18 protein-coding genes are annotated in these 18,773 nt (G+C 62.0%); 5 read left to right on the forward strand and 13 right to left on the reverse strand.

Annotation, left to right across the window (positions count from 1 at the left end; genetic code table 11):
* Window positions 1-39 precede the first annotated feature (39 nt).
* The 4 genes from DEM27_RS14425 to scpA all read right to left on the reverse strand — a co-directional run bounded on the left by DEM27_RS14425 (window position 40) and on the right by scpA (window position 6,281).
* The gene (locus tag DEM27_RS14425) at window positions 40-912 is read right to left on the reverse strand and encodes a shikimate dehydrogenase (RefSeq protein ID WP_109458935.1); all 873 of its coding nucleotides are present in this window, start codon (window positions 910-912) and stop codon (window positions 40-42) included.
* Window positions 913-1,136: 224 nt separating this feature from the next.
* On the reverse strand, window positions 1,137-1,757 hold the full coding sequence (locus tag DEM27_RS14430) for a TetR/AcrR family transcriptional regulator (RefSeq protein WP_245445835.1): 621 nt from the start codon (window positions 1,755-1,757) through the stop codon (window positions 1,137-1,139).
* A 90-nt stretch (window positions 1,758-1,847) separates the two neighbouring features.
* Window positions 1,848-3,737 (reverse strand): bifunctional sugar phosphate isomerase/epimerase/4-hydroxyphenylpyruvate dioxygenase family protein, encoded by a 1,890-nt coding sequence (locus DEM27_RS14435; RefSeq protein ID WP_109458937.1) that lies wholly within the window; start codon window positions 3,735-3,737, stop codon window positions 1,848-1,850.
* Between the two features lie 405 nt (window positions 3,738-4,142).
* Entirely contained in the window at window positions 4,143-6,281 is a 2,139-nt protein-coding gene (gene scpA / locus DEM27_RS14440; protein ID WP_109458938.1) for a methylmalonyl-CoA mutase, read from the reverse strand.
* A 129-nt stretch (window positions 6,282-6,410) separates the two neighbouring features.
* On the opposite strand from scpA, the gene DEM27_RS14445 reads away from it, so the two are divergent.
* Window positions 6,411-6,680, forward strand: a complete 270-nt coding sequence (locus DEM27_RS14445) for a ribbon-helix-helix domain-containing protein (RefSeq protein WP_109458939.1) — start codon at window positions 6,411-6,413, stop codon at window positions 6,678-6,680.
* The gene (locus tag DEM27_RS14450) at window positions 6,670-7,017 is read left to right on the forward strand and encodes a type II toxin-antitoxin system RelE/ParE family toxin (protein WP_109458940.1); all 348 of its coding nucleotides are present in this window, start codon (window positions 6,670-6,672) and stop codon (window positions 7,015-7,017) included. The genes DEM27_RS14445 and DEM27_RS14450 overlap by 11 nt, the downstream gene beginning before the upstream one ends.
* A gap of 5 nt (window positions 7,018-7,022) precedes the next feature.
* On the opposite strand, the gene DEM27_RS14455 is transcribed toward DEM27_RS14450, so the two are convergent.
* From DEM27_RS14455 to DEM27_RS14470, 4 genes are read right to left on the reverse strand one after another with little or no spacing between them, the layout of a single operon-like run.
* Window positions 7,023-9,029, reverse strand: coding sequence for an acetyl-CoA carboxylase biotin carboxylase subunit (locus tag DEM27_RS14455; protein WP_109458941.1), 2,007 nt, complete (start codon window positions 9,027-9,029; stop codon window positions 7,023-7,025).
* A gap of 4 nt (window positions 9,030-9,033) precedes the next feature.
* Window positions 9,034-9,408 carry a hypothetical protein gene (locus DEM27_RS14460; protein WP_109458942.1) on the reverse strand — a complete coding sequence of 125 codons (375 nt, stop codon included), beginning with the start codon at window positions 9,406-9,408 and terminating at the stop codon, window positions 9,034-9,036.
* A 4-nt stretch (window positions 9,409-9,412) separates the two neighbouring features.
* Window positions 9,413-9,787 (reverse strand): hypothetical protein, encoded by a 375-nt coding sequence (locus DEM27_RS14465; RefSeq protein ID WP_109458943.1) that lies wholly within the window; start codon window positions 9,785-9,787, stop codon window positions 9,413-9,415.
* 52 nt (window positions 9,788-9,839) lie between these two features.
* A complete protein-coding gene (locus DEM27_RS14470; protein ID WP_109458944.1) occupies window positions 9,840-11,372 on the reverse strand; it encodes an acyl-CoA carboxylase subunit beta in 1,533 nt (510 codons plus the stop codon).
* Between the two features lie 155 nt (window positions 11,373-11,527).
* Here DEM27_RS14470 and DEM27_RS14475 point away from each other — a divergent pair, with 155 nt between their 5' ends.
* A complete protein-coding gene (locus DEM27_RS14475; RefSeq protein ID WP_109458945.1) occupies window positions 11,528-12,937 on the forward strand; it encodes a helix-turn-helix domain-containing protein in 1,410 nt (469 codons plus the stop codon).
* 3 nt (window positions 12,938-12,940) lie between these two features.
* Here DEM27_RS14475 and DEM27_RS14480 read toward each other — a convergent pair whose 3' ends face one another.
* The 4 genes from DEM27_RS14480 to DEM27_RS14495 form a co-directional block, all read right to left on the reverse strand.
* Entirely contained in the window at window positions 12,941-13,453 is a 513-nt protein-coding gene (locus tag DEM27_RS14480) for an RES family NAD+ phosphorylase (protein ID WP_280954515.1), read from the reverse strand.
* Window positions 13,450-13,821: an antitoxin Xre/MbcA/ParS toxin-binding domain-containing protein gene (locus DEM27_RS14485; protein WP_109458946.1), complete on the reverse strand. Its 372-nt coding sequence runs from the start codon at window positions 13,819-13,821 to the stop codon at window positions 13,450-13,452. The genes DEM27_RS14480 and DEM27_RS14485 overlap by 4 nt, the downstream gene beginning before the upstream one ends.
* Window positions 13,822-13,914: 93 nt before the next feature.
* Window positions 13,915-15,066 (reverse strand): GGDEF domain-containing protein, encoded by a 1,152-nt coding sequence (locus DEM27_RS14490; RefSeq protein WP_109458947.1) that lies wholly within the window; start codon window positions 15,064-15,066, stop codon window positions 13,915-13,917.
* Window positions 15,067-15,216: 150 nt separating this feature from the next.
* Window positions 15,217-15,903 carry a phosphoribosyltransferase gene (locus DEM27_RS14495; RefSeq protein ID WP_109458948.1) on the reverse strand — a complete coding sequence of 229 codons (687 nt, stop codon included), beginning with the start codon at window positions 15,901-15,903 and terminating at the stop codon, window positions 15,217-15,219.
* 198 nt (window positions 15,904-16,101) lie between these two features.
* Between DEM27_RS14495 and repA the strand changes: the two genes are divergently transcribed.
* On the forward strand, window positions 16,102-17,307 hold the full coding sequence (gene repA, locus DEM27_RS14500; RefSeq protein WP_109458949.1) for a plasmid partitioning protein RepA: 1,206 nt from the start codon (window positions 16,102-16,104) through the stop codon (window positions 17,305-17,307).
* Complete coding sequence (gene repB / locus DEM27_RS14505; protein WP_109458950.1) at window positions 17,304-18,341, forward strand: plasmid partitioning protein RepB; 1,038 nt, start codon at window positions 17,304-17,306, stop codon at window positions 18,339-18,341. The genes repA and repB overlap by 4 nt, the downstream gene beginning before the upstream one ends.
* 223 nt (window positions 18,342-18,564) lie before the next feature.
* Here the strand turns inward: repB and DEM27_RS34360 are convergent.
* Window positions 18,565-18,773, reverse strand: a 209-nt coding sequence (locus DEM27_RS34360) for a hypothetical protein (protein WP_205908902.1), incomplete at its 5' end; no start/stop codon positions are given.

Genomic DNA, 18,773 nt, shown 5'->3' on the forward strand with positions numbered 1-18,773 from the left:
TTTTCGTTTCTCCGCCCCTCCTGACGGGAGAACGGAAATCTAGATGCCCCCTCCCTCGCCGAGGGAGCCGAAATGCCGGATCATGCGTTCGGCATCGGGTGCGATGCCGGTGAAGAGTTCGAAGGCGCCGACGGCCTGGTACACGGCCATGCCGCCGCCATTCACCACCCGGCAGCCACGCTTGGCGGCTTCGGTCAGAAGCGCCGTTTCCAGCGGAAAATAGACGATCTCCGCAACCCAGTGCCGGGGCTGCAGCAGGCTGACATCGAGCGGCAGGCCGGGATGGGAGGCCATGCCCGTCGGCGTGGCATGCACCAGCCCGTCTGCGCCCCGCAGCGCCTGCGCCATGTCGAGACCCGGTCTGAAGGTGCAGCCGGGATGTTTGGTCGCCAGTTGCAGGATCAGCGCCTCCGTCCGGCTTGCGTCGAGGTCGAAGACATGCACCCTCCGCGCCCCCATGGTCGCCAGTGCATGGGCCACGGCGAGGCCGGCGCCGCCGGCGCCGATCAACACGACCTCATCGACCTGCACATCCGGAAGCCCGCGCCAAAAACCCTTGGAAAAGCCCGACCAGTCGGTGTTGTGGCCGACCCGGCGGCCGTTGGTGAACGTAACGGTGTTGATGGCGCCGAGAACGGCCGCGTCCATGGAGAGTTCGTCGACGAACTGCGTTGCCGCTTGCTTGCAGGGATGGGTGATGTTGAGGCCGGCGAAACCTTCATGCTGGACCTTGTCCATCAGCTGCGGCAGCGCATCGACGCCGAGACCCAGCGCCGACAGATCGATCAGGTCGTATCGATAGTCGATGCCGTTCATGTGCCCTTCGCGGACATGCATGGCGGGCGTACGCGACCTGCCGATATCGCTGCCGATCAGGCCTACGTGAACAGCCCGCGTCCTTGTTTCTGCCACCGAAGAAAAACTCCACCCAAACCCTGCCGATCCATCCCGGCATAATCCTCGTTGTCAAAATGTACGAACTGGTTAGTAAAGTCAATTGCCGTAAAAGGCTTTTCCCAGCAAGTGGCATTTTCGTGCGGTGGCTCAAGAAGGAATGGAAGGGCGGCGGCGCGCCCAAACCGGAGCACGATCGACAAAATCGCAGTTATGTCGAAGGGTTGCGGAGAGCCCGGTGGTCAGGACCGGAGATAGGCGAGGATCATGTCGCAGATCATCTGCCGGTGCCGGGCCTTGAGTTCATCGTTCATCAAGTCGCGATTGAAGATCGCACCGAAAGTATGCCGGTTCGAGACCCGGAAAAAACAGGCGGCGCTGATCATCTGGTGCAGGTCGACGGGATCGACCTTGCGCCGGAAGGCGCCGCTGGCCTCGCCGCGGGCCAGGATGGCGGCGATGATATCGATGGCGCCGGAATTGGTCCGCCGCAGCACGTCGGAACTTTTCAGGTGTTCGGCGCGGTGGATATTCTCGATGCTGACCAGCTGAACGAAATCGGGATTGGCGTCGTCGTGGTCGAAGGTGCTGGTGATCAGGCTGCGCATCGCCTCTTCCGGCTCGAGATTTTCCAGGTCGAGGCGGCTTTCCAGCGACCGGATCTTGGCATAGGCGCGTTCCAGGACGGCGAGATAGAGGCCTTCCTTGCTGCCGAAGTAATAATACAGCATGCGCTTTGAGGTCTTGGTCTTTTCGGCGATGGTATCGACGCGGGCGCCCGAAAATCCGGCATCGACGAATTCTTCCGTCGCAACCTGCAGGATGTTTTCCTTCGTGCCATCAGGGTCGTTCTTGCGTCCCACGCGTGTCTGCGCAAGGTTCACTGTGCCGTTCGCTTTCTGAAAATCATGCTCGTCCTCGCCGTCATGGATAGCCTCACGAAATGCTGCCGGTCAACTGCGCGGCATCGTTTCGGGTCGCATGTGCCGCTTCTGCGCGGCGATGCGGAAAATCGCGTTGGGCGCGCCGTAGCCGCGATAACCGCGTCGCTGGACGATCTCGAAGAAGAAACCTTCGCCGTAAACCGGGCTGTAGAGCTGGAAATAGTCTCCGCCTTCGTCCCGGTCGTAGAGGATGTTGTTGGCCCTGAGCGTTTCGGCGAAATCGGGCTCCAGTCCGAACCGGGCCTCGATGTCGTCGTAATAGTTGCGGCTGATCTGCAGCGGCCGGAAGCCATTGGTTGCAAGGGCCACGGCCGTCGCCAGGATGTCGTCGGTGTGAAATGCCACGTGCTGGATGCTGGGGCCGAAATTTTCGGTGATGAAATGGCCGGCAAGCGTCCGGTGGTTTTCGGCGCCGTTCAGGGTGATCCGCATGCTTCCCGTCTCGTTCGCCACCACCTGGCTGCGCACGACGCCGGCGGGATCGATGATGTCTACCACCGGCGTTTTCTCCGTCTTGAAGAGCGAGGTGTAGAACAGCACCGTCGACAGCAACTCGTCATATCGGACGGTCTGGGCGATGTGGTCGATGCTGGCGAGCCCCGCCGGCAGTGTTGGCGCATTTTCGTTCTCTGCCACAAATTCCGTCGTCCAGATATTTTCCAGGTCTTCGCCATGGTCCAGGAAATAGTAGACGCCGCCGCCCGGGCCGAAAACGCCCGGCAGCTTTGTTTCGCCGGGACCGGGTTGCTGGGTAAACTCCTCAGCGCCGAGGCCCACTGCCCGCAACACCGCCGCCCGGGCATCGGCGACTTTCAGCCCCACCGCATAAGCCGTCGTGCCGTGCACGTTGAAGGCGGCATTGGCAAAACCGACGCTCTCGGTGTTGACGACGATGCGAATGCGGCCCTGCTGGTAGACGACGACCGATTTGCTGGCATGCCGGGCGACCTTGCGGAAACCGAGTACGCGCAACAGCGCGATCATCTGCTGCGCCTCGTCTTCGTCGGCGGCAAACTCGATGAAGACGAAATCTTCCACCTCGATCCGGTCCGGCAGATGCGGCAGCGTCAGGGCGGCGTCCGGTTCGATCCGGCGCACCTGGTCGCCGAGATAGACCAGCGACCGCCGGCCATCGGCGGCGATCATCCGCGTCGAGCCGCCCCGGAACTGGTCGTTGAAGATCTCCAGCGAAAAATAGCCGTCATATCCGGTGGCCGCGACGGCGCGGGTGAAATCGCTGACCGGCAGATCGCCCTCTCCCGGCATGTTCCTGTAATGCCTGCTCCAATAGAGCAGATCCATGTCGATCAGCGGCGCATCCGCCAGCTGGACGATGAAGATCTTCTCCTTCGGGATCGAGCGGATGGAGTTGACCTCGATCTTTCTCGCCAGCGTATGAAAACTGTCGAGGATCAGCCCGACATTGGCATGGCCGGCGCGCCGGACAATTTCCCAGGCGTCACGGTGGTCGTTGATATGGCGTCCCCAGGCGAGCGCTTCGTAGCCGATCCGCAGGCCGCGCCTTGCGGCCCGTTCCCCAAGCGCGTGAAAATCGGCCGCAGCCCGGTCGAGGCCGCCGAGCGCGACCGGGGAGACATTCGAGCAGACCAGCACAAGATCCGTTCCGAGTTCCTGCATGATATCGAATTTCCGCTCGGCCCGGTCGAAGTTGCGGCTGCGCTGCGGTTCGGGCATGCCTTCGAAATCGCGGAACGGCTGGAACAGGGTGATTTCCAGGCCTTGATCGCGGACGATACGTGCCACTTCCTGCGGGCTCTTGTCGAAAACAAGCAGGTCGTTCTCGAAGATTTCGACGCCATCGAAACCCGCTGCGGCAATCGCGGCAAGTTTTTCGTCCAGTTCCCCGCTGACCGACACCGTGGCGATAGAGGTTTTCACGGCAGCCTCCCCATATGTACTAACTAGTTCGGATATAAATATAGCAATTTGGGAGACAAGGAAATGGCAGTTCGATGATCGGTAGGAAATCGTCAGGTGCAGCATCCGCAAATGCCTGACGTGTATCGCGATCTTTCAGATTCGCCCTCGTGCGTGCGGCAAGTCCTGTGAAAACGGGGCATTGTTGAAAATGCCGTATTTCCTTGTTTTCGCACGTCGTTTTTGCAAAATCGCCATACGGCGTAGTCCGGTTGCGTCGGACATAGGTCATCAGGAAAAGCCTCAGCAGGAGGCTGGATCGTGTTTTGGCAGGCTGGTTTCAAAGAGAAGCTCTTGCCTTTCCAGTTTCCGGGGCGGCGATCAGGCCGCTCCTCCATCCTGAATTCGAACCAGGCGGCAAAAGGGTCAAGCGTTGCGCAGCCGCCCCTGCATCAGATCCAGCACCGCGCGTGCCGCTTCGAGCACGTTGGTCCCCGGACCGAAAACCGCCGAGACGCCGTGGTCGAGCAGGTACTGGTAGTCCTGCCGCGGGATGACGCCGCCGACGACGACGATCACGTGTTCCGCCCCCTTTGCCTTCAGGGCTTCGACCAGTTGCGGTGCCAGCGTCTTATGGCCGGCGGCCAGCGACGACATGCCGACGACATGCACCTTGCTGGCGATCGCGAGGTCGGCCGCCTCCTCCGGCGTCTGGAACAGCGGGCCGGCCAAGACTTCGAAACCGATGTCGCCGAAGGCCGAAGCGATGATCTTGGCGCCACGGTCATGGCCGTCCTGGCCGAGCTTGGCGACCATGATCTTCGGCCGGCGTTTCAGCTCGGCAGCAAAATCGTCGATGCGGGCGACGAGGTTCTGATATTCGGGGTCCTTGTCGTAGGCCGGGCCGTAGACATCGCGCACGACGACGGGAACGGCGGTATGGTCGTTGAAGACGGCGCGCATGGCATCGGAGATCTCGCCGACCGTGGCGCGCTCGCGGGCGGCCTCGACGGCGGCGGCGAGCAGGTTGCCGGTGCCGGAGCGGGCGACGTCGGTCAGGGCTTCGAGGGCTGCGGCGGCACGCCGGGAATCGCGGCGCCGCTTGGTGTCTTCGAGGCGGCGGATCTGGGCATTGCGCACGGCGGCATTGTCGACTTCGAGGATGTCGAGCTGGTCCTCGGTTTCCAGGCGGTACTTGTTGACGCCGACGATCACTTCTTCGCCGCGGTCGACGGCGGCCTGGCGGCGGGTGGCGGCCTCCTCGATCAGCCGCTTCGGCAGGCCTTCGGCGACGGCGCGGGTCATCCCGCCCATGGCTTCCACCTGTTCGATCAGCTCCCACGCCTTGGTGGCGAGGTCGTTGGTCAGGCTTTCGACGTAGTAGGAGCCGGCGAGCGGATCGACGACCTTGGTGACGCCGGTCTCGTGCTGCAGGATCAACTGGGTGTTGCGGGCGATGCGGGCGGAAAAATCCGTCGGCAGGGCGATCGCCTCGTCAAGCGCGTTGGTGTGCAGCGACTGGGTGCCGCCAAGGGCCGCCGAAAGCGCCTCATAGGCGGTGCGGATGACGTTGTTGTAGGGGTCCTGCTCCTGCAGCGAGACGCCCGATGTCTGGCAATGGGTGCGCAGCATCAGCGACGACGCCTTTGTCGGCTGGAATTCCTCCATGATCCGCGACCAGAGCAGGCGTGCGGCGCGCAATTTTGCGGCTTCCATGAAGAAGTTCATGCCGATGGCGAAGAAGAAGGACAGCCGGCCGGCGAAATCGTCGACATTCAGCCCTTTGTCGAGCGCGGCGCGGACATATTCGCGGCCGTCGGCCAGCGTGAAGGCCAGTTCCTGTACCAGCGTCGCCCCGGCTTCCTGCATGTGGTAGCCGGAAATGGAGATGGAGTTGAACTTCGGCATTTCCTTCGACGTGTACTCGATGATGTCGGCAATGATCCGCATCGAGGGTTCCGGCGGATAGATATAGGTGTTGCGAACCATGAACTCCTTGAGGATATCGTTCTGGATCGTTCCCGAAAGTTCCGCCCGCGAACAGCCCTGCTCCTCGCCGGCGACGATGAAATTGGCGAGGATCGGGATGACGGCGCCGTTCATGGTCATCGACACGGACATCTCCTTGAGCGGAATGCCGTCGAAGAGGATCTTCATGTCCTCGACCGAGTCGATCGCCACACCCGCCTTGCCGACATCGCCGACCACACGCGGGTGGTCCGAGTCGTAACCGCGATGGGTGGCGAGGTCGAAGGCGACCGACAGGCCTTTCTGGCCGGCCGCGAGGTTACGGCGGTAGAAGGCGTTCGACTCTTCCGCGGTGGAGAAGCCGGCATATTGCCGGATCGTCCAGGGGCGGCCGGCATACATGGTGGCGCGCGGGCCGCGAACGAAGGGCTTGAAGCCGGGCAGCGAATTCAGGTGGTCCATGCCGGCCAGATCGTCGGCCGTATAGAGCGGCTTGACGTCGATGCCTTCGGGCGTATGCCAGACGAGCGTTTCCGGCGAGGCCTTCAATTCCTTCTCGGCCAGTGCGGCCCAGTCCTGAACGGTTTTTTCCGACATCGTTTTTCCTCGACATGGATTGCGCCTGAGAGCGCTGGATTCAACTTGGACGAATGCCCGGCGCTGCGGTCGATCTTGACCGGAGTGCTACTCAGTAGTAAAATTTAGAGAAGACAGGAGTTATCTGATATGGTCGTAAAAACCTCGGTCTCCATCTCCAATCAACAGGAGAGTTTTGCGCGCAAGCTCGTCGAGGACGGGCGTTATGCAAGCCTGAGCGCGGTGGTCCAGCGCGGGCTGGAACTGGTTCGCGAAGAGACGGAATTGAAGGATGCCGAGCTTGCGGCGCTGAAGAAGCTGCTGCTGGACCGTATGAACGGCGAATTCCTGACGATGGAAGAGAGCGACAGGCAGATCGATGCCATGATCGCAAGAAAGAAGGCCGAACTTGGCCTATAGGATAGTCCGCTCGCCGGCGATTGAACGGGATATCGACATCGTTTTCGACCATGTGTTTGAGTCCTACCTGACAATTGGCGACTCTGTGCCGGAGGCATTCGAACGCGCCACGCAACGCATCGCGGCCCTGTGGTCGGACATGAACAGCTTGGCGCTGGCGCCGCATCAGGGAACGCTGCATGCAGATCTCAGTTCGAGACTGCGCCACGTCACCAAGAACCGGGCCATATTTTATTTCGACGTCGATGACACCGCGAAAACCGTGCGCATCCTTGCGGTGTTCTTCGGCGGCCAAGACCACCAGCGGCGTATGCTGCAGCGTCTGGGCAGCGACTGACCACATCACTCGAATTCCATGATCAGTTCGTCGACCGCAAGGCTCTGCCCAGCGGCAACGGCAACCCGCTTCACCACGCCCCGCTTCTCGGCGCGCAAAATGTTTTCCATCTTCATCGCCTCGACGGTGGCCAGTGCCTGGCCGGCCTCGACCTGATCGCCGCCGGAAACGGCAACGGATGTGATGACGCCCGGCATCGGGCAGAGCAGCATCTTCGAGGTATCCGGCGGCAGCTTGACCGGCATCAGCCGGGCAAGGGCGGCGACGCGCGGCTCGCGGACATGGGCGACGACGTCCATGCCGCGCCAGCGCAGGCGGATGCCGGTGCCGGCCCGTCCGACCTTGATGCCGAGCGGCGCGCCGTCGATGGTGAAATGTGCGTGCGTCTGGCCCGGCAGCCAGCCACCGGCGACCGTGATCCTTCCGCCATCGGCAAAGACGACGGCGGTGCCGTCAGCGGAGGTTTCCAGCGTGACGGGGAATTCCTGGTCGGCGAGCTTCACCACCCAGTGCTGGCCGATGATGCGGCGGTGGTTGCCGATGGTGCCGGAAATCTGCACGGCGCGGGCCTGCAGCGTCCGGTTGACGGTGGTGGCGATCGCCGCGAGCTTGCGCAGATCCCCCTCCCCCGGCTCGACGCCGAGAAAACCTTCCGGGAATTCTTCGGCGATGAAGGCGGTCGTCAGGCGTCCGGCGCGAAACCGTTCGTCCTGCATGACGGCGGAGAGGAAGGGCAGGTTGTGGCCGATGCCTTCCACCTCGAAATCGTCGAGCGCAGCGCTCATGGCATCGATGGCGGTCAGACGGTCGGGCGCCCAGGTGCAGAGCTTGGCGATCATCGGATCGTAATACATCGAGATTTCGCCGCCTTCGAAGACGCCGGTATCGTTGCGCACGATGGTGCCGTCGCTTGTTTTGCCTTCGCCCGGCGGGCGATAGCGCGTCAGCCGTCCGATGGAGGGCAGGAAATTGCGGAACGGGTCTTCGGCATAGAGGCGGCTTTCGATCGCCCAGCCGTTGAGCTTGACGTCATCCTGGCCGAAGGAGAGTTTTTCGCCCGAGGCAACGCGGATCATCTGTTCGACGAGGTCGATGCCGGTGATCAGTTCCGTCACCGGATGCTCCACCTGAAGGCGGGTGTTCATCTCCAGGAAGTAGAATTTGTTGGCCTTGCCGTCGACGATGAATTCCACCGTGCCGGCGGAATGGTAACCGACGGCTTTCGCAAGCGCTACCGCCTGCTCGCCCATGGCCTTGCGGGTGGCGGGATCGAGGAAAGGCGACGGCGCCTCTTCGATGACTTTCTGGTTACGGCGCTGGATGGAGCATTCGCGCTCGCCGAGGTAAAGCACGGTGCCGTGCTTGTCGCCCAGCACCTGGATTTCGATGTGGCGCGGTTCGGTTACGAATTTTTCGATGAAGATGCGGTCGTCGCCGAAGGAGGATTTCGCCTCGTTCTTCGAGGACTGGAACCCTTCGCGCGCCTCCTGGTCGTTCCAGGCGATACGCATGCCCTTGCCGCCGCCGCCGGCGGACGCCTTGATCATGACGGGATAACCGATGGACGCCGAAATCGTCACCGCCTCTTCGGCATCGGCGATCAGGCCCATATGGCCGGGCACGGTGGAAACGCCGGCTTCGGCCGCGAGTTTCTTCGAGGTGATCTTGTCGCCCATCGCCTGGATGGCGCCGACCGGCGGGCCGATGAAGGCCACGCCTTCCTTCTCCAGCGCTTCGGCGAAGGCTGCGTTCTCCGAGAGGAAGCCGTAACCCGGATGCACGGCATCGGCACCGGTCTTGCGGATCGCTTCGATGATTTTCTCGATGACGATATAGGACTGCGACGATGGCGCCGGGCCGATATGCACGGCCTCGTCGGCCATGCGCACATGCAGGGCATCGCGGTCGGCATCGGAATAGACGGCGACGGTGGCGATGCCGAGTTTTTTTGCCGTCTTGATGACCCGGCAGGCGATTTCGCCGCGGTTGGCAATCAGGATCTTCTTGAACATGGCGTCAGGATTCCTTGGTATTCTCGAAGGCGGCCGGAAAATTCTTGCGCGCCAGTGGTTCGTTGAATTTCAGCAGCGCCTCGTAGGAGGCGGGATCGAAACCGCGCTCGGCCGGCAGGATTTCCCGGCCGAACAAGCGGCACAACCGCTCGCCATCGAGATTGCCGCGCTGGAACGGCTCCGTGCCGAAATACTGCCACACAGCCTCCACGAAGCCGATGTCGGCCAGCGCGACCGTCTGGTCCATCGTGCGGTGCCGCGGCCAAGCGCTCAGTACCGTCGGCTTTGGGTTGGCCCGACGCAGGGTATATTGCCATTGGGTGCCGAGCAGGCCTGCCGGGAAACCACGATGCTTTGGCATTTCGGGGGTCTTGGCCATGGCGTCAGATTTCCATCACGTCTTCGAAAGCCTGCGGGAAGTTTTTCCGCGCCACACGCTCGTTGATCTGCAGCATCGCCTGGTAGGAGGACGGGTTGAACGGTTTTTCGGCCGGGACGACTTCCCTGTCGAACAGCCGCGACAACCGGCCGGCATCGAGATTGCCGCGCTCGAACGGTTCGGTGCCGAAATAATGCCAGAGCGCGTGCAGGAAGGCCGCATCGCCCAGCGTCTCGTTCTTGTCGCGATCGTTGTTGCGCGGCCAGGCGGCGAGTTTCGTCACCTTCGGATTGGCCCGCCGGATGGTGAATTGCCATTTCATGCCGGTGAAACCGGTCGGGAACCCGCGATGCCGGGTCATTTCGGGGATATCTGCCATCAGTCTTTATCCATCGCTGTGTGTGCCAATCTCATACCGGATGATATAACACTCACAGCGGGATCGTATCGTGCTTCTTCCAGCGCGTATCCAGCTGCTTGCCCCTCAGCGAGGCGAAGGCGCGGGCGATGCGGCGGCGGGAGGAATGCGGCATGATCACCTCGTCGATGAAACCGCGTTCGGCGGCGACGAAGGGATTGGCGAAACGCTCTTCGTATTCCTTGGTGCGGGCTGCGATCTTTTCGGGGTCGCCGAGCTCCGAACGATAGAGGATTTCCGTTGCGCCTTTGGCGCCCATCACGGCGATTTCGGCGGTCGGCCAGGCATAGTTGACGTCGGCGCCGATGTGTTTCGAGGCCATCACGTCGTAGGCGCCTCCATAAGCCTTGCGGGTGATCAGCGTCACCATCGGCACGGTCGCCTGGCTATAGGCGAACAGGAGCTTTGCGCCATGCTTGATGACGCCGCCGTATTCCTGCGCCGTTCCCGGCAGGAAGCCCGGCACGTCGACCAGCGTCAGGATCGGGATCGAGAAGGCATCGCAGAAGCGCACGAAACGGGCGGCCTTGCGCGAACTGTCGATATCGAGGCAGCCGGCGAGCACCATCGGCTGGTTGGCGACGACGCCCACCGTTTCGCCTTCGATGCGGATGAAGCCGGTGACGATGTTTTTGGCGTAGGCTTCCTGGATCTCGAAGAACTCGCCTTCGTCGGCCACCGCGTGGATCAGCTCCTTCATGTCGTAAGGCTTGTTGGAGCTGTCGGGGATCAGCGTGTCCAGGCGGTTTTCGAGGCGGGCCGGATCGTCGTGGAACGGGCGGACGGGTGGCTTCTGGCGATTGTTGAGCGGCAGGTAATCGAACAGCAGCCGGACCTGTTCCAGCGTTTCGATATCGTTTTCATAAGCGCCGTCGGCGACGGAAGATTTTTGCGTGTGGGTGCGGGCGCCGCCCAGTTCTTCGGCGGTGACGATCTCGTTGGTGACGGTCTTGACCACGTCCGGGCCGGTGACGAACATGTAGGACGAGTCGCGCACCATGAAGATGAAGTCGGTCATGGCAGGCGAATAGACGGCGCCGCCGGCGCAGGGGCCCATGATCACGGAAATCTGCGGCACGATGCCGGACGCCTCGACGTTGCGCTTGAAGACCTCGGCATAACCGGCGAGCGAATCCACGCCCTCCTGGATGCGGGCGCCGCCGGAATCGTTCAAGCCGATCACCGGGGCGCCGTTACGAAGCGCCATATCCATGATCTTGCAGATCTTCTGGGCATGCGTCTCGGAGAGCGAGCCGCCGAGCACGGTGAAATCCTGCGAGAAGACATAGACCTGCCGGCCGTTGATCGTGCCCCAGCCGGTGACGACGCCATCGCCGGCAACCTTCTGCTCCGCCATGCCGAATTCCGTCGCCCGGTGGGTGACGTACATGTCGTATTCCTCGAAAGAACCCTCGTCGAGCAGCACCTCGATGCGCTCGCGGGCGGTCAGCTTGCCCTTGGCGTGCTGGGCGTCGATGCGGCGCTGGCCGCCGCCGAGCCTTGCTTCGGCCCGGCGGGCTTCGACCTCGGCGAGAATGGCGCGCATGGATTGTCCTCTCATTGTCTCGTTTCCGGTGCGCCTGTGCCGGCGCCCGGATGTCTCTGTCTCCCATAGCGCCGCAACCGGCGGAACAAAACAGTTGATCAGGTGCAACAGCGTAATGTACAAAATTGCAAACTGTAAATTGCGAATTTGCGAATATGGCGATCGGCAAACTTTTCATCGGCAGGAAGGTACGGGAACTGCGCGAGGCAAACCGCGCGACGCAGGGCCAGTTCGCCGAACGCATCGGTATCTCCACCAGCTATCTCAACCAGATCGAAAACAACCAGCGGCCGGTTTCCGCCTCGGTGCTTCTGGCGCTGGCGGAGAAATTCCAGATCGACATCGCCGATCTTTCCTCCGGCGAAGGCGATCGGCTGTTGTCGGCGCTCTCGGAGGCGCTCTCGGATCCGCTGTTCGAAAACTATTCGCCGAGCTTGCAGGAACTGAAGCTGGTCACCCAGAATGCGCCGGGTTTGGCCCATGCGCTGATCAGCGTCCACCAGGCCTATCGCCGCAACAGCGAGCAGCTTGCCAGCTTCGACGATACCCATGCAGCAACGCTGACGGAGACGACACCGTATGAAGAAGTCCGCGACTTCTTCCATTTCGTCGACAACTATATCCATGACATCGATGTCCTGGCCGAACGGCTGGCGGCGGCGCTGGGCATCGGCGAAGGCGACAGCCATGGGCTGATGTCGACATATATAGAGCGGCACTACGGCGTGCGGGTGGTGCGCGGTGCCGCCGATAGCGAGGAGTTGCGCCGCTACGATCCGAAATCCCGCATCCTGACGCTCAGCCCTTATGCGCCCGCGCCCACCCGCGATTTCCAGATCGCGCTGCAGATCGCCCAGCTGCACGCCGGCAAGGAGATCGATACGGTGATAGCAGGTGCCGGTTTCCGGACGCAGGAGGCCGCGGATATCTGTCGCATCGGCCTGCACAATTATTTCGCCGGCGCGCTCACCCTCCCCTACCAGCCGTTCCTCAGGGCGGCGCGGGAGTTGCGACACGATCTGGAATTGCTGGCAGCCCGCTTCGGCGCGTCTCTGGAGCAGGTCTGCCACCGGCTCTCGACCTTGCAGCGGCCGGGCGCCAAGGGCATCCCGATCTTTTTCGCCCGCATCGACCGGGCCGGCAACATCACCAAGCGCCACAGCGCCGCCAAGCTGCAGTTCGCCCGCTTCGGCGCCGCCTGTCCGCTCTGGAACGTGCATCAGGCCTTCGAGATGCCGGGACGGATGATCCGCCAGTTGGCGGAAACGCCTGATGGCGTACGCTATCTCTGTCTGGCGACGCAGGTGACGAAGGGCGGCGGCAGTTTTGGCGCGCCGCGGCCGAGTTATGCCATTGCGCTCGGTTGCGAGATATCAGATGCTGCGAACTTCGTTTATGCCGACGGCCTGGACATGGGCAGCCGCGGCGCCTTCGATCCGATCGGCATTTCGTGCCGTATCTGCGAGCGGACGAAATGTGCCAGCCGCGCCGTGCCGCCGCTGAAGCGCAAGCTCACCATTGACCACACCTTGCGTGGCCCCCTCCCCTACCGGATTGCCGATTGATCCTCAGACCCAGGAGGCCGGGGTTTTCGGCAAGCGCGCATCCGGATCGACTGCGCTAAGCTTCGGGCCTTTCGCGGCGTTCCACCGCCACAAGGCAAGGCATGTCCCGCCGGGCGACATATAAGAGGGGTAGATCACGCCGTGATAGTCGTCGGCGATGAGAGCTTCGCGGGTGGTATAGGTCTGCGGTACGCGGCCGGCATCGACATCGTCGCGCCACTCGCAGGCATGGATGGCGCTATCGATACCGAGCGCCTTGCATTCGCCGGCGTCGGTCAGGTCGGCGAGTTTAGCATCTGTTAATTCTAATTGGACGATCAGCGCCGGATGCTGGACGAAACCCTGGTTATATTCCGCCCAGGCGGTGGACAGTTCCAGCGCTGCATAGATGGTCGGGGCACCAACCGGATTCCAGCGGCCGCCGAAGCGGCCGGCGCCGTCTCCAGACAAGGGCATATAGGCCCAGCGCGGCACGTAGGCGCGCCAGAGCCTGAGCGGATCGGCTCCGACGATCACGCATAGACACCGGAGCGGACAGCCTCGAGATAAGCAAGCACCTTGTCGCTCTTGCCTTCGCCGACCAGATCATAAGCGGTCTTGCCGGCCCAGCCGGGGATCGGCTGGTGCTTGAACCAGATGACGGCGCGCTTTTCGTCGCCGGCCATCTCGCTGGCCATGGCGATGATGCGGACGATGGCGCTGAGCGCACTATCGACCTTGCGGGCACTGGATTTTGCAGTCAGCGTGTTGCGGGCGATGCCGGCAAGGCGCGCAAGCTCGGACAGCGTCAGGCCCAACTGTTCGGAAACCCGCCGCGCCGAGAGAAACGGCGCCTGTTCATCGCTGAAGCGGGCTGCCGGAATATCGAAAGAAACGGCTCCCATGGCAAACTCCTGGCATAGATTGATCGTTCATCTATCAATCTATGCTCAAAGTCGGCTTGTTTCAAGCGAGCGAAGCGGCCGGCGAACCGAATATCACACAGCCCAGAGGTAATTCGAGACCGAGACCCGGTTCCGGCCTTCATGTTTCGCGGCGTAAAGCGCCTTGTCGGAGGCGTTCAGCACGGCGTCCAGCGACAGGCCAGCCTCCGTGCCGAAGGCGACGCCGGCGCTCACCGTGCCGCGGATCGTTCCGCCATCGACATTGATATCGCAGCCGCCGAAGGCGGTGCGGATGTTTTCGGCAATTCGTTCGGCCGTACCGGGTTTCACCCCTTCGAGCACGAGCGCGAATTCTTCACCGCCAAGCCGTGCGGCCGCATCCGTCGTACGGCAATGAAGTTCCATCTGGCGGGCAAAGACTTTCAGCACCTCGTCGCCGGCCGCATGGCCGTAACGATCGTTGATGGACTTGAACATGTCGAGATCGAACAGAATGGCGGCAGTGCCGGGACCGATGGCCTTATTATTGTAGCGATCGAACAAGGCCCGTCGGTTGAGCAGGCCGGTCAGGGCGTCGGTCGTCGCTTCTTTCTTGTGTACCTGTGCCAGACGCCACTGGTTCAGCCCGAACGACAGGGCGCCGATGCTGCTGAGGCCGGCGATGCAGGCGATCAGGTTGACGGTCTCGGCCCAGTTTTGCGGCGGCCCGGCAATAACCAGCTTGCCATCGGCGATCAGCACCGTGGCACAAAGGGCAAAAGACAGGCTGATGAGGGAATAGAGCACCGCAAGCGCCAGAACGGGTGTCGGCGCTTCCTTGTAGTTTCGGACATATTCCAGCGCCGTCAGCAACAGCAATATCGTCGCAAAGACATTCATCAGGATAATCGTCACGGCAGTCCATTCCATGACGATGCTGGGCATGGCGACAACGGTGGGAATGAGGAGGGCAAGCAACACGCGCGGGATCGGCAACCGATGCGCGCGAAACTGATAGGCGGCGCCATAGACTAACGCAAAACCGCCGGTGAGAAACATGTAGGTGGCGATCAGCAGACCATGGGCGTTATATTCCGCATAGGCGCTGTAGGTGAAAACCGTCGCGACGATACAAAAGGCGCCGCAAGCCCAGGACAGGAGGAAACGTTCCGTGCGCGCCGCAACCCAGCTGCCGAGCAACGTCACGCCGAGACATCCGGCCGAAAAACCGGTGGCGAGCAGCAGGGAATTATAATCGAGCGACATGGCCAGCCTTCTTCTACGCCATGGCTTCATGCCGGCGCAGATGAAAACTACCACTCAAGAGGTATCTGAAATCTTACCGTCATTGCGTGCGACTTTGAGGCATTCTGTCGCTTCAGTAACATTTCCGTTGAAAACTGTCGCAGGATTGCATCAGCCGGGCGCCCGCCAGCGGCCGGTTCCGCTTTTGACGAGCAGCGGCGTGGTCAGCACGCCCTGGACGTTCTTGAGCGCTCCGGAGGCCTCCAGCGCGAGTTTGTCCCTCCAGCGCTCCGATTGCAACATCGCCGCGCCAATCGCAACGATCTCGATGCCGCAGGTCGCCATCAGCGCCAGGCCCGCCACGATGGAGGTGCCGCTGGAAATGACGTCGTCGATCAATGCCACGCGTCGGCCACGAAGCAGCGGCAACATGCGCGGATCGATATAAAGCCGCTTGCCCTGCCCCGGCGTGGTGATCGATGACAGCGGTACGGATAGTTCGTCCACGTACCAGAACTTTCGCGACGTACCGAGCGGCACATAGCGCGGATGTCCGAGCACGCGCGCAACGGCTGCTGCCAGCGTCAGGCCGAGCGTCGGCAGGCCAACCACCACATCGGGCGCAAAGGGTCGCAGTTTCTTCGCAAGCGCTGCAGCCAGCATGTCCTGCACCGGAAAACTCGCCTGATTGATGATCAGGGAGGCGAGTGCATGCTTGCCGTCCGAAAGAGGCCGGATCGGCAGGAGAATCCGTCGCCCGTCTTCCAGGTGGGCCGGAAAGGCGGTGTCGAATTCCGTATCCTCTTCCTGGGCAGCCGGCAGGATGTCCTGCCAGAATTGTTCCGGCGCAATGCTCATGGTCTCTCCGCGAAGTTCCCCCTCCCCTATCGTCCAAACCGCAGCCGCGCAAATCGGCCGAGCGGAAGGGATGGTCGTTAACCTTTTGTTAACCAAAAAAAACTGGACAAATCAGCGGCTGCTGCCTCATACCTGTGTTGACGGTTTTTATCCCGATTGCGCCGAAAAAGCATCAATCGAACGCCTGGAACGGACATCATGAACCAAGCCGCCGCCCGCGAGGAGACTCCGGAAAAGATCATCCGCTATTCGGAGTTGCTGTCGGAAAAGCTGTCGGCCCTGCGCCTGGCGCTTTATCCGCCGGAAGCCCGCAAGACGTTGCGCACATTCACGACGCTGGAGGTGGCGCAGATGCTGGGGCTGTCGGAGTCCTCGATCCGCACAATCGATCTTTCGGGCACGGGGCCGGAGCCGCAACGGCTCGCCAACGGCCGGCGCGCCTTCACCCTGGCGCAGGTCAACGCATTGCGCGCCCATTTTGCCGGTCGCCGCAGCAATGCCGCCGATGCTGCCGAGATCATGCCGCGCCGCCGGTCGGGCGACAAGCTGCAGGTGATTGCGGTTTCGAACTTCAAGGGCGGCTCCGGCAAAACGACGACCTCCGTGCATCTGACACATTACCTCGCTTTGCAGGGATTGCGGGTGCTCGCCATCGATCTCGATCCGCAGGCATCGTTGACGTCCATGTTCGGCCTCCAGCCGGAATTTGATGTCGGCCAGAACGAGACGCTTTATGCCGCCCTGCGGTATGATGCCGAACGCCGGCCGATGGCGGAGGTGGTGCGCAAGACCTATTTCGAAGGCATCGACCTCGTGCCCGCCAATCTCGAACTGGCTGAATACGAGCACGACACGCCGCGGGCGCTGGCGACCCGGGAGGCGGGGGCCGAACTGTTTTTCCAGCGGGTGGCGGCAGCGCTTGGCGAAATCGAGGATCTTTATGACGTCGTCGTCATCGACTGCCCGCCGCAACTGGGCTTCCTGACGCTTGGCGCTCTGTTTGCCGCCACCGGCGTGCTGGTCACCGTGCATCCGGCGATGCTCGACGTCGCGTCGATGAGCCAGTTCCTGCTGATGGCCGGCGAGCTGATGAGTGTCATCCGCGAGGCGGGCGGGCGGCTGGAGCACGACTTCCTCAAGTTCGCCTTGACCCGGCATGACCCGAACGACCATCCGCAGCTGCATGTCGTCGCCCTGCTGCGCAGCCTGTTCACCGATGCCGTCCTGAAACATCCGATCGTCGAGACGACGGCGATCGCCAATGCCAGCATCGAACGCAAGAGCCTCTACGAGATCGAGCGCACCTCGATCGGCCGGGAGACATTGAACCGGGCGCTGGAATCGATCAGCGCCGCCAATGGCGAAGTGTTCGACCTGATGAAACAAGCCTGGGGCCGCAAATGAGCAAGAAACCTTCCTCACGCAATTCGATGCTGAGTGCGTTGATGACAAGCCAGGCGGCGCCTGCTGCAGCACCCGAGCAGAAGACGGCAGCCATCGAAACGCCGGCACTGGCGCCGCGGGATGGAGACTTCCAGCCGCGCGTCAGCGCCGGCGCGGTCGGCGCATTGAAGAACACGCTGGCACACATCACCAAGGAGGGAAGGGTGGTCGAGATCGACCCGGCGATGATTTCGCCTTCTCCCTTCCCTGATCGGATCGACGGCGCCGAGGATGCCGAGGCGATCGAGGCGCTGGCGCAGTCGATCGCCCGTTCGGGGCAGGAGGTGCCGGTGCTGGTGCGATCGCATCCCGTCGAACCGAACCGGTACCAGACCATCTATGGCCACCGCCGTGTCAAGGCGATTGCGGCCTTGGGGCAGGGGCTGAAGGTCCGGGCAATCGTTCGCGAGCTTTCCGATGGCGAGTTGCTGATCGCGCAAGGCATCGAAAACTCCGCTCGTCAGGATCTTTCCTGGATCGAAAAAGCGATGTTCGCCCGCAGGCTCGAACAGTTCGCCCGCGACAGCGGCCGCGATCCCACCGCCTTTGCCATGGAGGCTCTCTCCCTGCACGCACCCGACGTCAGCCGCTTTCGCACGACGCTGGAAGCCATTCCCGACGACATCGTCACGGCCATCGGATCCGCGCCAAAAGTCGGGCGGACGAAATGGCTGAAACTTTACGGCCTGGTGAAAGAGGACGGTACGGCGCTTGCGCGCATGCGCCGCCTGAAGGACGCGAGGGGATTTGCCGGGCGGACAAGCGACGATCGTTTTGCCGAGATGCTGAAAGCCGCGGCCTCGAAGCCGGGACTGGAAAGCGTAACGCCGGAAGGCGTGCTTGCCGGCAGCGACGGCCAGCCGATCGGATCGATCGATCGCCGGCGATCGGCGACGAAGTTCACGCTCACCGATCGTGCTTTCGCGGATTTTATCGAAGACCGGCTCTCCGCCCTGCATGCGGAGTTTCTCGCAGGCCGGGATGACCGCGATTAGCAGCTGCTAAATGCCGGCATTGCGGTCGCTGACGTTCAGAAGGCAAAAGCCGGATGGCCGCCGCCGCCCTGTGGACCATGGCCTGCTCGCAGCCAATTGAAACGGCATTTCGTTTCTCACGCTCTTTTCTTCCGCGGTGGTTGGTGTGCACGAGCAAAACAGGCGCCATCATCTGGAAATTCGGGAAAAGTTAACCATACCGACCCCGCAAGCCCGTCTCCCGTTAGGTGAAGTTGGGTAAAAAATCAAAATAGCTCAACAAAATCAGCCACTTTTCAGAATGTTTCAATTTTTTGACGATTGGATGTTGACTTGTTTGGTGTGAGGGCCTTATAAACCGCCTCACCAACGAGGGCGGCACTGCTGCAGGCGACTGACGGTTGCGCCCTTGAAGCAAGCGCGAAAATTGATTGGATGGCCTGGATTTAGGTT

It is taken from the genome of Rhizobium album (assembly GCF_003122325.1).
Lineage (GTDB): Bacteria > Pseudomonadota > Alphaproteobacteria > Rhizobiales > Rhizobiaceae > Metarhizobium > Metarhizobium album.

Coding starts and splice junctions, on each gene's coding strand:
- scpA (WP_109458938.1), bottom strand. CDS start 6,281: ATGTCGGAAAAAACCGTTCAGGACTGGGCCGCACTGGCCGAGAAGGAA.
- DEM27_RS14445 (WP_109458939.1), top strand. CDS start 6,411: ATGGTCGTAAAAACCTCGGTCTCCATCTCCAATCAACAGGAGAGTTTT.
- DEM27_RS14455 (WP_109458941.1), bottom strand. CDS start 9,029: ATGTTCAAGAAGATCCTGATTGCCAACCGCGGCGAAATCGCCTGCCGG.
- DEM27_RS14460 (WP_109458942.1), bottom strand. CDS start 9,408: ATGGCCAAGACCCCCGAAATGCCAAAGCATCGTGGTTTCCCGGCAGGC.
- DEM27_RS14465 (WP_109458943.1), bottom strand. CDS start 9,787: ATGGCAGATATCCCCGAAATGACCCGGCATCGCGGGTTCCCGACCGGT.
- DEM27_RS14470 (WP_109458944.1), bottom strand. CDS start 11,372: ATGCGCGCCATTCTCGCCGAGGTCGAAGCCCGCCGGGCCGAAGCAAGG.
- DEM27_RS14475 (WP_109458945.1), top strand. CDS start 11,528: ATGGCGATCGGCAAACTTTTCATCGGCAGGAAGGTACGGGAACTGCGC.
- DEM27_RS14485 (WP_109458946.1), bottom strand. CDS start 13,821: ATGGGAGCCGTTTCTTTCGATATTCCGGCAGCCCGCTTCAGCGATGAA.
- DEM27_RS14490 (WP_109458947.1), bottom strand. CDS start 15,066: ATGTCGCTCGATTATAATTCCCTGCTGCTCGCCACCGGTTTTTCGGCC.
- DEM27_RS14495 (WP_109458948.1), bottom strand. CDS start 15,903: ATGAGCATTGCGCCGGAACAATTCTGGCAGGACATCCTGCCGGCTGCC.
- repA (WP_109458949.1), top strand. CDS start 16,102: ATGAACCAAGCCGCCGCCCGCGAGGAGACTCCGGAAAAGATCATCCGC.
- repB (WP_109458950.1), top strand. CDS start 17,304: ATGAGCAAGAAACCTTCCTCACGCAATTCGATGCTGAGTGCGTTGATG.